This window comes from Mesorhizobium shangrilense (assembly GCF_040537815.1).
Lineage (GTDB): Bacteria > Pseudomonadota > Alphaproteobacteria > Rhizobiales > Rhizobiaceae > Mesorhizobium > Mesorhizobium shangrilense.
This window is the reverse complement of sequence record NZ_JBEWSZ010000002.1, coordinates 673,714-685,912: the sequence shown is the minus strand read 5'-3', so window position 1 is coordinate 685,912 and position 12,199 is coordinate 673,714. Positions and strand designations below refer to the sequence as shown.

At 63.0% G+C, this 12,199-nt stretch carries 12 protein-coding genes; 8 read left to right on the top strand and 4 right to left on the bottom strand.

Annotation, left to right across the window (positions count from 1 at the left end; translation table 11 throughout):
* Positions 1–58: 58 nt before the first annotated feature.
* Positions 59–382: a hypothetical protein gene (locus ABVQ20_RS28005; RefSeq protein ID WP_354462899.1), complete on the bottom strand. Its 324-nt coding sequence runs from the start codon at positions 380–382 to the stop codon at positions 59–61.
* Between the two features lie 44 nt (positions 383–426).
* A complete protein-coding gene (locus ABVQ20_RS28000; RefSeq protein ID WP_354462898.1) occupies positions 427–2,691 on the bottom strand; it encodes a heavy metal translocating P-type ATPase in 2,265 nt (754 codons plus the stop codon).
* Positions 2,692–2,800: 109 nt separating this feature from the next.
* On the opposite strand from ABVQ20_RS28000, the gene ABVQ20_RS27995 reads away from it, so the two are divergent.
* Positions 2,801–3,217: a MerR family transcriptional regulator gene (locus ABVQ20_RS27995; protein WP_227345804.1), complete on the top strand. Its 417-nt coding sequence runs from the start codon at positions 2,801–2,803 to the stop codon at positions 3,215–3,217.
* 89 nt (positions 3,218–3,306) lie between these two features.
* Positions 3,307–4,107, top strand: coding sequence for a M55 family metallopeptidase (locus ABVQ20_RS27990; protein ID WP_354462897.1), 801 nt, complete (start codon positions 3,307–3,309; stop codon positions 4,105–4,107).
* Here the strand turns inward: ABVQ20_RS27990 and ABVQ20_RS27985 are convergent.
* Positions 4,097–5,017: a LysR substrate-binding domain-containing protein gene (locus ABVQ20_RS27985; protein ID WP_354462896.1), complete on the bottom strand. Its 921-nt coding sequence runs from the start codon at positions 5,015–5,017 to the stop codon at positions 4,097–4,099. The two genes, ABVQ20_RS27990 and ABVQ20_RS27985, sit on opposite strands and share 11 nt — an antisense overlap.
* 160 nt (positions 5,018–5,177) lie before the next feature.
* Here ABVQ20_RS27985 and ABVQ20_RS27980 point away from each other — a divergent pair, with 160 nt between their 5' ends.
* The 5 genes from ABVQ20_RS27980 (at position 5,178) to ABVQ20_RS27960 (ending at position 9,905) form a co-directional block, all read left to right on the top strand.
* Entirely contained in the window at positions 5,178–6,041 is an 864-nt protein-coding gene (locus ABVQ20_RS27980; RefSeq protein ID WP_354463154.1) for a D-amino-acid transaminase, read from the top strand.
* Positions 6,042–6,082: 41 nt separating this feature from the next.
* A complete protein-coding gene (locus ABVQ20_RS27975; protein WP_354462895.1) occupies positions 6,083–6,928 on the top strand; it encodes an ABC transporter substrate-binding protein in 846 nt (281 codons plus the stop codon).
* On the top strand, positions 6,928–8,037 hold the full coding sequence (locus ABVQ20_RS27970; protein WP_354462893.1) for an amino acid ABC transporter permease: 1,110 nt from the start codon (positions 6,928–6,930) through the stop codon (positions 8,035–8,037). Before ABVQ20_RS27975 ends, ABVQ20_RS27970 begins: the two co-directional genes overlap by 1 nt.
* Before the next feature lie 19 nt (positions 8,038–8,056).
* Positions 8,057–8,800, top strand: coding sequence for an amino acid ABC transporter ATP-binding protein (locus tag ABVQ20_RS27965; RefSeq protein ID WP_354462892.1), 744 nt, complete (start codon positions 8,057–8,059; stop codon positions 8,798–8,800).
* A gap of 64 nt (positions 8,801–8,864) precedes the next feature.
* A complete protein-coding gene (locus ABVQ20_RS27960) occupies positions 8,865–9,905 on the top strand; it encodes a DmpA family aminopeptidase (protein ID WP_354462890.1) in 1,041 nt (346 codons plus the stop codon).
* A 13-nt stretch (positions 9,906–9,918) separates the two neighbouring features.
* Here ABVQ20_RS27960 and ABVQ20_RS27955 read toward each other — a convergent pair whose 3' ends face one another.
* Positions 9,919–10,476, bottom strand: coding sequence for a GNAT family N-acetyltransferase (locus tag ABVQ20_RS27955; RefSeq protein ID WP_354462889.1), 558 nt, complete (start codon positions 10,474–10,476; stop codon positions 9,919–9,921).
* Between the two features lie 359 nt (positions 10,477–10,835).
* On the opposite strand from ABVQ20_RS27955, the gene ABVQ20_RS27950 reads away from it, so the two are divergent.
* Positions 10,836–12,071: a trypsin-like peptidase domain-containing protein gene (locus ABVQ20_RS27950; RefSeq protein WP_354462887.1), complete on the top strand. Its 1,236-nt coding sequence runs from the start codon at positions 10,836–10,838 to the stop codon at positions 12,069–12,071.
* Positions 12,072–12,199: the final 128 nt, after the last annotated feature.

Below are 12,199 nucleotides of genomic sequence, written 5' to 3'. Positions count from 1 at the left end.
AAGAGGTGGGAACCGGTTTTGCTTCGCTGAGAGAGCGGACGATCCAAATGAGAGACCCTCAGTTGGCAACGTCCCAGCGCGCCTTCCATTGTTCCACTATAGCCACTGCTGTGGCCAACATCTCGTCCAATTGCGAAACCGGCCCGGTCCACGTCCGCTGCATCTCCATTTCCGTATCATCGCAAGTGTCGATTGCTCTTGCGAACACGGCGATCTCGTAAGGGCCAGGGAGATCGATGGAAATCTGAAAGCACTCAAATGGTCGAGTGCCGCCAATATGAAAAAATCTCGCTGGCTTGCCTGCCCACTCGGTGAACAGAGTTGAGCCTGTAGCCTTCACCCAGAGGTCGATGATGCGATCCACATCGGCATACGTGGTCATGCCCAAGAGTATGCAGTTCGCTCACCGTCTGCAACGGGTAGCCCTCAGCCGCGCCAGCGCAACAGGCGCATGGCGTTGGCGGTGACCAGGACGGTGGCGCCGGTATCGGCCAGGATCGCCGGCCATAGGCCGGTAATCCCGGCGATCGTGGTGACTAAAAACACCGCCTTCAGCCCGAGCGCCACGGTGATGTTCTGGCGGATGTTGGCCATCACCGACCGCGACAGCCGGACCATGCGCCAGACATCGGTGACCCGGCCATGCAGGATCGCCGCGTCCGCCGTCTCCAGCGCCACGTCCGTGCCGCCGCCCATGGCGATGCCGATGTCGGCGGCGGCAAGCGCCGGCGCGTCATTGATGCCGTCGCCGACCTTGGCGACCTTCAGCCCCTCGCGCTGCAGTTCGCCGACGATGCGCTGCTTGTCCTGCGGCAACAGTTCGGCGCGGGCCTCGATGCCGAGCGAAGCGGCGATCGCCTCTGCGGTGCGGCGGTTGTCGCCGGTCAGCATCACCGCGCGGATGCCCCCGCCCTTCAGCGCCGTGATGCCGGCCGCGGCATCCGGCCTCGGCTCGTCGCGCATGGCAATCAGCCCGGCCACCGCGCCATCGGCCACCAGCACGGAGACAGTCTTGCCCTGGCCGTTGAGGCTCTCGATGGCAAAGCGCTGCGCCTCGGTCATGTCAGCGCGTTCCGCCGCGGCCTGGCCGGAGCCGAGGAAGACCGCGACGCCGCCAACGCTGCCTTCGACGCCCTTGCCCGAGATCGCCTTGGCCGCCAATGCCGGCGTCACCTTGATCTTCTCGGCTTCCGCCTTGCCCAGGATCGCCACGGCCAGCGGATGACTGGAGCCCTGCTCAAGGGAGGCCGCCAGCGCCAGCGCGTCACGCTCGTCGCGGCCATAGGCCACCACATCGGTGACCACGGGCTTGCCCTGCGTCAGCGTTCCCGTCTTGTCGAAGGCGACCGCCGTTATCTTCGAAAAACCTTCCAGCACCGAGCCGCCCTTCATCAGCAGCCCGCGCCGTGCGCCCGTCGCCAGCCCTGCGGCGATTGCCGCCGGCGTCGAGATGACGAGAGCACAGGGGCAGCCGATCAGCAGGATCGCCAGGCCCTTGTAGATCCATTCGTTCCAGTCGCCGCCCATGAGCAGCGGCGGCAGCAGTGCCACCAGCCCGCCGACCACCAGCACCGCCGGCGTGTAATAGCGCGAGAAGCGGTCGATGAAGCGCTCGGTCGGCGCCTTGGCCTCCTGCGCTTCCTCCACCAGGCGCACGACGCGGGCGATGGTGTTGTCGGAGGCGGCAGCCGTCACCCGCACCTTCAGCACGCCATCGGTGCTGATCGTGCCGGCAAAGACCGTTTCCGCAACGCTCTTGCGCTTGGGCGTGCTCTCGCCGGTCACCGGCGCTTCGTCGATGTCGCTCGAGCCCTCGATGATCTCGCCATCGGCCGGAATGCGGTCGCCCGGCCGCACCACGATGATGTCGCCAACGCCAAGCTGTTCGGCGGGAATCTCGACGGTGCCGCCCGCCCGCTCGACAAGCGCCACCTTCGGCACGAGGTCTGCAAGGCCCTGGATGCTGGCCCGCGCCCGGCCGGCAGCGACGCCTTCCAGCATCTCGCCGATGAGGAACAGCACCACCACGGCGGCGGCTTCTTCCGTCGCGCCGATCATCACCGCGCCGACCGCGGCAATGGTCATCAGCATCTCGATCGAGAACGGCGTGCCGGCCAAGGCCGCCATCAGCGCGCGCCGGGCGATCGGCACCAGGCCAACCAGCAGCGCCGCGAGGAAAGCCCAGCGCTCGGCCACGGGGAACAGATGGCCGATTGCATAGGCAGCGAGAAGTGCGGCCGCGCAGCCCAGCGTCAGCATCGCCCGGCGGGAGCGCCACCATGCCTGCCCCGGTTCGGCATCGTTGTGGAGATGTGTGGAGCCGGCGGCCTGCTGGCCGGCCGGCTTGACGCCGTGATCGTGGCCCTTGTGATCGTGACCCTCATGATCGTGATCGTGGCCCTCATGGTCATGATCACGATGAGCGTGGTCATGTGCCTTGGCTGTCGACGCGTGCCCGCCGGTCCTGGCTTCGGCCTTGACGATGCCGTAGCCCAGCCGCGCCACCTGCTGCAGCACCTTGTCCTCGGGCAGCGGCCCGCCGTGACTGACCGTCATCGAGGCGCCGGTCACCGAAACCGAGACGTCGGCGACACCATCCAGACGGCGCACCGCCGTATCGATCTTTGCCGCGCAAGAAGCACAATCCATGCCGCCGATCTTGAACCGTGTCTGCTTGAGAGGAGCAGTCATCACATCACCTGTCTGTTTTTCACCGCGCGACGTGCCGCCGCATGGGTCTTGAATCCCGATGACAGGCAATGTAATTCCTCTAGTCACTAGAGCTTCAAGAGGAAAAATTATGTTTTCGATCGGAGATCTCTCTCGCCGCACCGGGGTCAAGGTGCCCACCATCCGCTACTACGAGCAGATGGGCCTGGTCGCCGCGCCCGAACGCTCTGAAGGCAACCAGCGCCGCTATGGCCGGCAGGAACTGGAGCGGCTGGCCTTCATTCGTCACGCCCGCGATCTCGGCTTCGCCGTCGAGGACATCCGCGCGCTGATCGAGCTCAGCTTCCATCCCGAGCAGCCCTGTGGCCACGCCGACAAGATCGCCGAGGAACAGTTGATCTCGGTGCGCGAAAAGATCGCCCAGCTGAAGCGGTTGGAAGCGGAGCTTGAGCGCATCGCCACTTGCTGCAACGGCAAGACGGTCGGCGACTGTTACGTCATCCGAGCGCTCTCCGACCACGCGCTCTGCGCCGACGAGCACGCCTGACACTTTAATTCGACAGGGCGATTCATTTTCACCGGGAAAGGAGGTAATCGCCTGAAAAGAATCGAACTTCGGCAAGGCAGGGAAGACAGATGAAAGTTTTCATCAGCGCGGACATAGAGGGCACCGCCGGCATAGCGGATTGGGACGAGGCGCTGAAGGAAAGACGCGATTATTCGGAATTCCGCGAGTTGATGACGGCCGAGGTGGTTGCCGCCTGCAAGGGCGCCCGAGCCGCCGGCGCCAAGGAGATCCTGATCAAGGATGCGCACCAGACCGCGCGCAACCTGATCGTCTCGAAGCTGCCCGACTATGCCAGCATCGTGCGCGGCTGGAGCGGCCATCCCCATGTCATGATGTTCGGCCTCGACAGAAGTTTCGATGCCGCACTTTTCACCGGCTATCACGCCAAGGCCGGCACCGAGGCCAACCCGCTCGCCCACACGATGAACGACCGGATTTCGCGGCTGATCATCAATGACGAGGTCGTTTCGGAATTCACCGTCAACGCCTATACATCAGCACTGCTCGGCGTCCCGCCGGTGTTCCTGTCGGGCGATCGCGGCATATGTGACGATGCGCGTGCGCTGGTGCCGGCAATCGGCACGGTGGCGGTCAGCGAGGGCTTCGGACGCGCCGCGCTGTCCATCTCGCCCGCGCGTGCGATCGCCGAGATTCGCGAGGGCGTGGAAAAGGCGCTGTCGCGCGACCTGACGGCGTGCCGCCTTGACCTCCCCAAGCATTTCGACGTGGAGATCGAGTTCAACAATCCAACCGACGCCTACCGCGCGAGCTGGTATCCGGGGACGGAGCATCCGCGCGAGCGCACCTTGCGCTTCGTTTCTGACGACTATTTCGAAGTGCTGCGCGCGCTCCGCTTCCTTACGGTGTGACGCCTCCGGCTGAGTTGGCCGCCGCTTCCCAGAAACGGTTGGCGATCGGGCGCGCGCCATCGGCGTGGCGGTAGAGGCGTATCTCGGTTGTCAGTTCCCAGTCGGGATCGACGGAGGCCGGCACCAGCGCTCCATCAGCCAGTTCTGCGGCGACCAGCCGTTCCGGCAGCCACGACACGCCCCACCCGGCGAGCGCCATCGCCTTGTGGCCGATGCAGATGGTGTTCTCATGCGTAGTGTTGCGCGCGAAGGGCTGGCGCTTGGCGAACAGCTTGTTCAGCGCCATGCCGAAAAACGAGAAGTCGCCATAGTCGATATAGGGCAGCGGCGTGTGCGTCTTCAGCGCGTGGTCGAGCAGCGGCCCGTGCGGATGCGGCGCCGCCACCGGTTTCACCTTCTCCGTGCCCAGCACAAGGAACGAAAAGCGCGAGCTGTCGAGCAGGAACGGTACCGAGGGATGAAAATAGGTGAGCAGGAAATCGCAATTGCCGTCGAGCAGCGTGTCGATGTTCTCCTCGATGCCGCCCTTGTCCGGGCTGACATGCGAGCTGAACAGTGGCAGGTGCGCGCGCATGTCGTCCAGCCATGCGGGCAGGAAGGTGACGGTCAGCGTGTGCAGCGCCGAGAATGTCACCCTGTGCTTTTCCGCCTCGTGGCGCGGGCGCAGCGAATCCCGGTTGCGATGCATCGTGCGTATGGCGTCCTCGGCCATCGGCAGGAAGCGCACCCCTTCCGCCGTCAGCGTGATGGGAAAGGTCGCCCGGTTGACCAGCGTAGCTCCCATCCAGCCTTCGAGTTGCTTGATGCGCCGGCTGAAGGCCGGCTGCGTCACGCCGCGCAGATAGGCAGCCCTGGAAAAGCTCAGGCAGCCCGCCAGGCAGCAGAAATCCTCCAGCCATTTGAGTTCCATGAAATCCAATCTCCCGCGTCTTCCGCACACCCGTATAGCGGCGTTTCCAGAGCCGGTGCAAATCCCATGCAAAAAATGCATAAGCTTGAAGAAACATGGCATTGGCCATGGTTCTTCCATGCCACTAGCGTCCGGCCACATCATCAAACCGGGAATGATCGTGGCGCGCGAAGTCTATGTGGAAGGCAGGTTCGTCAGCGAGGACGAGGCGACAGTCTCGGTCTTCGACAGGGGACTGCTGTTTGGCGACAGCATCTATGAGGTGACCGCGGTCATCGACGGGCGCCTAATCGACAACGATCTCCATCTGGCGCGGCTTGAACGCTCGCTTGGCGAACTCGAAATCCCGATGCCGCTCTCGCAAGAGGCGATCGTCGAGGTCCAGACCCAGCTGATCGCCCGCAACCACCTGCGGGAAGGTGTCATCTACCTGCAGATCAGCCGTGGCATCGCCGACCGCAATTTCGGCTATGCCGAAGACATCAAGCCAACTTTTTTCGCCTTCACCCAGGCCAGGGATATCAGCGACACGGCGGCACTGCGCGACGGCATCCGCGTCGCCATCGTCGACGACCAGCGCTGGGCGCGGCGCGACATCAAGACGACGATGCTGCTGGCGCAGGTCCAAGCCAAGCATGTCGCCGCGCAACGCGGCTGCAAGGAGGCCTGGCTCGTCGAGGACGGCTTCGTCACCGAGGGCGCCTCCTCCACCGCCTATATCGTCACCGCCGACAACCGCATCGTCACCCGCGCCAATTCGCGCGCCATCCTGCCGGGCTGCACGCGCCGCGCCGTCATCACGGTCGCCGATGAGCTGAAGCTGGCGGTCGACCAGTCACGCTTCACCGTCGAAGAGGCGCAGAACGCGCGCGAGGCTTTCCTGACCAGCGCCTCGAGCCTGGTGACCCCGGTGATCGAAATTGCAGGCCACACGGTCGGCGACGGCAAGCCCGGACCGGTCACGCGGCTCCTGCAGAAGACCTATCTGGACCTGGCATTGGGGAGCCCTGCCCCGGTTCAGTAGGAAACGTCCAGCAACGACAATCAACAATGGGAGAAGAGAGAATGAAGTCCTGGAAATACGCATTGTGCGCCTCCGCCCTGGCGCTGGCGAGTGCTGCCCCGGCCATGGCCGAGACCCACGGCTATGGCGACTGCCAGGTGACCGGCGAGCGCGGCACCGACAAGATCACGCCGGCGGTCGCCGGCCAGTTCACCGTCATCATCAACCTGCCGGCGGTCGGCCAGTTCAACGGCGACACGCCCGACACGATCAAGGACGGTTACGAGTTCTGCATGGCGGTCAACATCGCGCACCGGCTCGGGCTCGACACGGTGAAACTGGTCAACGCCTCCTTCGATTCCATCGTTGCCGGCCAGAACAAGGACTATGACATCGCCCTGGCGCTGATCTCGGTGACGGAACCGCGCAAGAAGGTCGTCGATTTCTCGGTGCCCTACATACAGTCGGACAATGGCGTGGCCGTGAAGGCCGGTAACACCATCACCGAAGAAACCATCAAGACCAGCCGTGTCGGCGTCCAGGCGGGCACGACACTGGTGCAGTTCGCGCAGGAGACCCTCAAGGCCAAAAGCGTCGATGTGTTCGACGACACCGCCTCGATGTTCACGGCGGCAGCCGCCGGCAAGGTGGACGCGGTGATGACCGATCTCGGCATCGTGCTCGGCCAGGTGGCGAATTCCAACGGCAAGCTGGCGGTCGTCGGCAAATACACCACCGACCGGCCAACCGCCGGCATCTACCCGAAGGGTTCGCCGAACGGAGCGGTCATCGACAAGGTCATGACCGACCTGCAGAAAGACGACACGCTGAAGAAGCTGGAAGCCGCCTATCTGCTGCCATCCTGGGGTGGCCTCTCACCCGACAGCGTGCCGACCTGGAAATACTAATGTCGATACCGGCAGCTGAATCGGGAAGCGAGCGCGCCAGCCAATGGCGCGCCCGCAGCAAGGTCCGCACGCATGGCAGGCGGGCCTGGGTGGCGCTCGGCGTGGCTGTCGCGACGTTCCTCGCCATTGCCTATACCTCCCTGCACATCGCCGCCTATGTGATGGAACAGGGCTGGCCGAATGTGCCCGTCCAGATCGTGTCGGCACTCGCCTGCGTGCCGCCGCTATGGGTCATCGGGGTTGCCTGGCGCGCTGTCAGGCTGTCCGCGCGCGCGGCATCATCGAATGACGTACATGCCGGCCGCGAACTCGGGTCGATGTCCTCAGACGTGTCCTGGAACGCCCTGTCCTATTCAGTGGCGCTCCTCATCATCTGCGCCTTCGCCTGGTTCCTGGTGGTCAACGATGCCGCCGTCAGCCGGACGTTCTTCGATCTCGACCTGATCTGGAAGTCGGCCTGGACGATCGTCAAGGCGTTCGGCACCAACATCTCGATCTTCTTCTTTTCCGCGATCCTGATCCTGGTCTGGGCGCTTGTCGTCGCCATCGCCCGCACCTTGCCCGGCAAGGCCGGCCGCCCGATCCGCACGCTGGCCATCATCTATGGTGACCTGTTTCGCGGCCTGCCAGCCATCATCACCATCTATCTCATCGGCTTCGGCCTGCCGCTGACCGGCCTTCCCATCCTGAAGGATCTGTCCTCCAACGCCTATGCGATCATCGCGCTGACGCTGACCTATGGCGCCTACACGTCCGAGGTCTATCGCGCCGGTATCGAGAGCGTGCATCCGAGCCAGATCGCGGCGGCGCGCTCGCTGGGCCTCTCCTATTTCAGGACGATGCGCTACGTGGTCATTCCGCAGGCAGTGCGCGGCATCATCCCTCCGCTGATGAACAACTGCATCAGCCTGCAGAAGGACACCGCACTGGTCGCCATCATCGGCACCATCGATGCCTTCAACCAGTCGAAGATCGTCGCCAGCAACAACTTCAACCTGTCGGCGGTGACGACGGTGGCGCTGATCTTCATCCTCATCACCATCCCGCAGGCTCGCTTCGTCGACCGGCTGATCGAGCGGGATCGTCGCAAAATGCGCTCGGGCTCATGACGGGCGGGGAGTGAAACACATGGCATTGGTCGAGATCGACAAGGCCTACAAGCGCTATGGCACGGTCGAAGTGCTGAAGGGCATTTCGCTGGACATCGAGGAACACCAGGTGGTCTGCCTGATCGGCCCTTCGGGCTGCGGCAAGTCCACGCTGCTGCGCTGCATCAACTGCCTGGAGCCCATCCAGGGCGGCGAGATCAGGCTGCATGGCGATCGCGTCACCGGCCCGGGCGTCGACCTCGACCTGCTTCGGCGCGAGATCGGCATCGTCTTCCAGAGCTACAATCTGTTCCCGCATATGAGCGTCATCGAGAACGTCACGCTTGGGCCGGTCAAGGTGCTTGGCATGCAGCGCAACGCGGCTACGGACAAGGGCATGGCGCTGCTCGAACGAGTCGGCCTCGCCGCCAAGGCGCGGGAATATCCCGACCGCCTGTCCGGTGGCCAGCAGCAGCGCGTGGCCATCGTGCGCGCGCTGATGATGGACCCTGCCCTTCTATTGCTCGACGAGATCACTTCGGCGCTCGATCCCGAACTCGTCTCGGAAGTGCTGGACATCGTGCGCGACCTCGCCACCAAGGGCATGACCATGGTGCTGGCGACGCATGAAATGGGATTTGCGCGCGAGGTTGCTGACAAGGTCTGTTTTCTGCAGGAAGGGCTCGTCTATGAGGAAGGCCCGCCCTCGCAGATTTTCGGCAACCCGCAGGGTGAGCGGACCCGCGCCTTCCTGAAGCGGATCATCGACGCTGGGCGTTTGTGATAGTGACGCAATTCCGGACGGAAAACCGTTTCACTCTTTTTCTGGAATTGTTTTGGGAGCAGGCATGACAAGAACCGTCGGTGATTTCGGCCTGGCCTGCGGCATCCTGCCGGCCGGCGCGAAGAATTCCATCACCGACGTGCCCGGCGTGCGGGTCGGCCATTGCACCCTGCGCGATGGCGACATCAACACCGGCGTCACCGCGATCCTGCCACATGATGGAAACCTGTTTCGCCGGAAAGTGACGGCGGCCGCTCATGTCATCAACGGCTTCGGCAAGACCGTCGGCCTGACGCAGGTGCAGGAACTCGGCACCATCGAGACGCCGATCCTGCTCACCAACACGCTCTCGGTCGGCACCTGCGCCACCGCGCTGATCCGCGACGCCATCCGCCAGAACCCGGATATCGGCCGCGCGACCGGCACCGTCAATCCGGTGGTCGGCGAATGCAATGACGGCCCGCTGAACGACATCCAGGCGCTGGCGATCGCCGAGGAACACGCCCTTGCCGCACTTGCAGACGCCCATGACGGCGCGGTCGAACAGGGCAATGTCGGCGCCGGCACCGGGATGAGCTGCTTCGGCTTCAAGGGCGGCATCGGCTCGGCCTCCAGGAAGTTCAAGCTGGACGCTGGCGACCATCACCTTGGCGTTCTCGTCCTGTCGAATTTCGGCAGGCGCGGAGACCTCGTCCTGCCCGACGGACGCCGCCCCGATCCAAGGCAAACGACAGAGGCTGAACGCGGCTCGATCATGATCGTGCTGGCAACCGACGTGCCGCTCGAACACCGCCAGCTCGAGCGCGTGGCGCGCCGCACCGGGGCCGGCATCGCAAGGCTCGGCTCTTTCTGGGGCCATGGCAGCGGCGACATCGCCATCGCCTTCAGCACCGGCAACACCGTCGACCACGACGAAACCCGCGATCTCGTGCCGCAGATGACCTTGAACGAAGCGCGCATCGACCTGCTTTTCCGCGCGGCGGCGGAGGCCACGCAGGAGGCCGTGCTGAGCTCCATGCTTTCCGCTATCGCGTTCACAGGCAGAGGCGGCACGCATCGCACGTCGCTGGCCGACTGGCTGGATGGTCAGTCACGGGCCGGATAGGCCGAGCCGGCGCCTACAACTCGATCCGGAACCTTAAACTCTCGACACCGCCATAGGCGGCGTCCTCGAAAAACCTCCCGACGAGCTTGCCGCCATTGGCTAGGATCACCTTGTGCGAGGCCGGATTGCCTGGCTTCGCGGTGATCTCGACATGGGGCAGGCCGACCGCCCTCGCCTCGTCCAGCATCAGCCGCAGCGCCTCGGTCGCATAGCCGCGCCGCTGCTTCCATGGCACCACTGCATAGCCGATATGGCCGAGCACATGCGGCGGCAGTTCCGCCGTGCCGGGCTGCCAGCGAAAGCCGATCGAACCGGCTGCCTCGCCGTCCCAGATCCAGCGCCGGAAGCCCGGCAGGCGCGGCACCTTCGTGCCGTCCGGCAACGTCAGCGGCGGCCCCTTGGCCTCGGGATCATCGAGGCTGGCGAGAAACGCCGCGGGGTCCGCCTCGATGGCGGCCAGCTGTTCGCGCGTCGCTTCCTCCAGCCGCACATTGTCCGGCGACCAGCCACGCTCGAGCGCGGCCTTGTAGGAAGGCAGGTGTTCAAGCGCGGGTTTGACGATTTCGACCATTTGGACAGCAGGCGTCGCGGAGAGCAACACCGGCACACTAGCAGCGTTACCAGCGAAGGAACGTGCCACGAGGGCACAGTTTCTTACGACAAGGCCGCGTTCCATCGCTGAAAACGCGGCCTCATTAGTAAGCTTTTGGAGAAGGCACCCGGCGCGGCCAGTGTCAAGCCGCGCCAGATTGCTGGTCTCAAGCAATGTCACATTCTTCGCGCAGACCACCAAGAGCCGTCGGCGAGCCATCAATCCCTCGGATTCGATTTGCTCCGAAGCAATTGGAGACGCGACACCGCGCCCAAATCTCTTGCTGGCTAGTCGATTTTGAGGCTTATTGACCACGGTGTGCTTGGGTAGGTGGCGTAATGATTGCGGGTAAGAAGTCTTTCCGCCTCTTTTTGACGGCGTCCACAGTCATTGCATCAAGCCTATTTTGTGCGGCCGCAGGGTCATCCGATATCATAAGTTCGGGGACAGGCTTCTTCGTTAACGACCAAGGTTGGATTGTCACCAACCAGCATGTTGTCGAAGGGTGCGAAAGCGTCAGCGTGCCATCTCTTGGTGATGCCGCGGAAATCAAAATAGACAAACAAAATGACCTAGCTGTTTTCCAGGTCAATGCGACGGACAAAAAACCGATTTCTCTTCGTAGTACCCAGCCGAGACTGGGCGAAGATATCGCGGCTTATGGTTTCCCGCTTAACGGCATTCTCTCCGACACAATCAAGGTCACCACTGGCAACATCAATTCACTAGTTGGCATGGAGAACGATACCCGCTTTATGCAGGTTTCGACGCCGCTACAACCAGGCAACTCAGGCGGTCCAATCGTTGATCACTGGGGATCCGTCGTTGGCATGGCAACATCGGTCTTAGGGTCGAAATTCGCTGACGCGACGGGAATAACCCCTCAAAACGTGAATTTTGCAATACGGTCAAACGTCATTGAACTGTTTTTGCAGAGCCGCGATATCAAGTTCGAAAGTAGCGTGCCACAGACTGGGGCGCCTCCTCTTTCCACTGCTGATCTGTCCGACAAGGTCGTCCCATCGACCGTTCCGGTTCTTTGTCACGGCAAACCCATGGCTCAGGTTGCCAATCAAGCGCCAACGACCGCGCCCGTTGCGCCGACAACGACCGTTTCTCCGCCAATGTCTCGGGGTTTTCAGTCGCTGACGAATGTCGATGTAATCGGCTTTGATTATTCGACTCTTCGTTCTGTCTCCAGCGAGCAATGCAGCGCGGCCTGTCAGGCGGACTCTTCTTGCCGCGCAACGACCTACAACAAGAAGGAGCACTTTTGCTTCTTGAAGAATGACGCGAAGCTTTTGGTGCGCAACTACGACGCTGACGCAAATGTGGCTTCCGATTTGCTGGGAAGCACTGTGGTCTCCACGTTTACCATCGCTTCCGGCCGCGACATGGCCGGTGGGGACTATCTGCGACTTCGCAGTAGCTCGTTTATCGGCTGCTACCTTGAATGCGAAAAGGATTGGAAGTGCAAAGCATTCGCCTACACCCGGAAAAAGAACGATTGCTGGCTGAAAGATCAGACCGGACGTCTGTCAGTTAAGGCTGGCGTCGACCTTGGCGTTCGATAGAATCGCGCTGCTTACAATCGTGCTTCATAGCAGCAGCTACATATGCAGCGTTGCGAGTCTTATCGGCAGTAAAACCTGTCTCGACTTTCACGTCGAGATGGAAATAGTCCGGCGCGGCTCCTTGCGAA